This window comes from Ruminococcus sp. 1001136sp1 (assembly GCF_039841815.1).
GTDB classification, from domain to species: domain Bacteria; phylum Bacillota; class Clostridia; order Lachnospirales; family Lachnospiraceae; genus Blautia_A; species Blautia_A faecis.
Genome location: NZ_JBDPGY010000055.1, coordinates 1 through 2,140 on the forward strand (window position 1 = coordinate 1; position 2,140 = coordinate 2,140).

The window sequence follows — 2,140 nt, forward strand, 5'->3', positions numbered from 1 at the left end:
TTTGTGTGACTTGAAAGTCACTACATTTATTGTCTTACCGTAAGGTGTAAGACCTGCTGTTCCGTCAGTTGAGTCTAATATCTACAAAGTAGTGGGTAACTGCTATGAGGAAACGAGATATGAAAAATCATCTTTACAGAGATGTAGAACTGATTCCGTGAGGATAAGAACAAGTAAGAGCAACACTGACTTGAGATGATGACTGGGATAGAATGGCTAAGATATCTGAATCACTGGTAAATGCCGTTATGCGCGAACAGGCCAAAGGTTGCTGGGCCTGGCCCAAAATGGGAATGCGGTTTGGTTGGGGGTTGAAACAGCCACCACACGGACTATAGAACCGTCGGCAGAAAGGTGGAGCCTAATCTACCAGCATAAATGTAGTGGAACAAGGTAAGCCCGTATATCTCCATAAAGATACGGAAAGTAACCCGTAAGGGAAACCGATAGATGTGCGGGTAAGGAGGACGGAGAAAGCGAATGCCTTCTTGTAATGAGAAGGATAGAGAATATACTCACCTGAAAGGGGGCAGACTTCCGTCTGGTCTTATGTTGCAAGAGAATTAGTAGAATTTCTGAAAGGAGAAATGCAAATGTACGAGAAATCGTGTGCATCTTCAAATCACATTAAGAGCTGGAAGGATATTGATTTTGGAACAGCTGAATATGAGGTTAAGAAACTGCAGATGCGTATTGCAAAGGCTGTAAAGGAGAACAGAGTAGGAAAAATCAAATCCTTACAATGGACTCTGACTCATTCGTTTTATGCAAAAGCAATTGCTGTAAAAAGAGTAACAGAAAACAAGGGTAAAAGAACACCTGGAGTAGATGGCGTGTGTTGGATAAGCAATGAGGACAAATTTAACGCCATATTCACACTTCAGAGAAGAGGATACCAACCTCAACCGCTCAGACGAATCTACATTCCAAAGAAAAATGGAAAAAAGAGACCACTGAGTATTCCTACAATGAAAGATAGGGCAATGCAAACATTACACAAAATGGCACTGGAACCAGTCACAGAAACTCTGGCAGACGGCACTTCATACGGATTCAGACCCAACAGATGTGTTCAAGACGCTATAGAGCAATGTTTTGTCGACTTGGCTCGAAAAACAGCACCAGAATGGGTGTTGGAAGGTGACATAAAAGGATGTTTCGATAACATAAATCATGAATGGATGCAAAAGAATATCCCTATGGACAAAGAAATTTTGCACAAATTTCTTAAAGCTGGATTTGTGGAAAAGGGAAAACTCAATGCTACTGACCAAGGAACACCACAGGGAGGTACTATTTCACCGACGCTGTGTAATTATGTATTGGACGGATTAGAAAGATTATTGAAGAATAAGTTCAAACGGTATTGGTCGAAAGGTAGACAGATAAATCCAAAAGTAAATCTGGTGCGCTATGCAGATGATTTCATTATTACAGGAGCATCAGAGGAACTATTAAGAAACGAGGTACTACCTTTAGTAAAAGAGTTCATGCATGAAAGAGGATTAGAATTATCGGATGAAAAGACAGTTATTACGAACATACACGATGGATTTGACTTTTTGGGTTGTAATATTCGTAAATATGGGGATAAATTACTTACCAAACCATCAAAACAGAATGTTAAATCAATTATGCGTAAAATTCGTGGAACAATTAAGAAGTTCCGAACGGGCAAGCAATCCGATCTGATCAAATGCCTGAATCCTATTATCAGAGGATGGGTGAACTTTCAGAAGTATAACGTATCTTCGGTTGCATTTAGATATGTGGACTGGCAGACATTCAAGGCGCTATGGAGATGGTGCCGACGTAGACATAAAAACAAACCAGCCGCATGGATAAGAGATAAATATTTCCACAGAATCGGAAACCGTAGCTGGACTTTCTCTGAAAAGCTGACGGAGGATAATTATCTCGCATTAGTATATGCAACCGACACAAACATTACCCGTTTTACACGTATTAAAGCGGAAGCGAATCCCTACGATGAAATTTGGATGGAATACTTCGCTGAACGCAAAAATAAATCCTACAGCAATTTCAAATTTGTATACGAATGATATACAACCGGCTTATTGTGGCAGCAATAGGCTTTATAAGGCTTGAGCCGTATGATGGGAAACTATCACGTACGGTT

1 protein-coding gene is annotated in these 2,140 nt (G+C 40.3%); it reads left to right on the forward strand.

What is annotated here, in order from left to right; translation table 11 throughout:
- The first annotated feature begins 593 nt into the window (after nt 1–593).
- The gene (gene ltrA / locus ABHC48_RS20425) at nt 594–2,063 is read left to right on the forward strand and encodes a group II intron reverse transcriptase/maturase (RefSeq protein ID WP_117579884.1); all 1,470 of its coding nucleotides are present in this window, start codon (nt 594–596) and stop codon (nt 2,061–2,063) included.
- Nucleotides 2,064–2,140 lie beyond the last annotated feature (77 nt).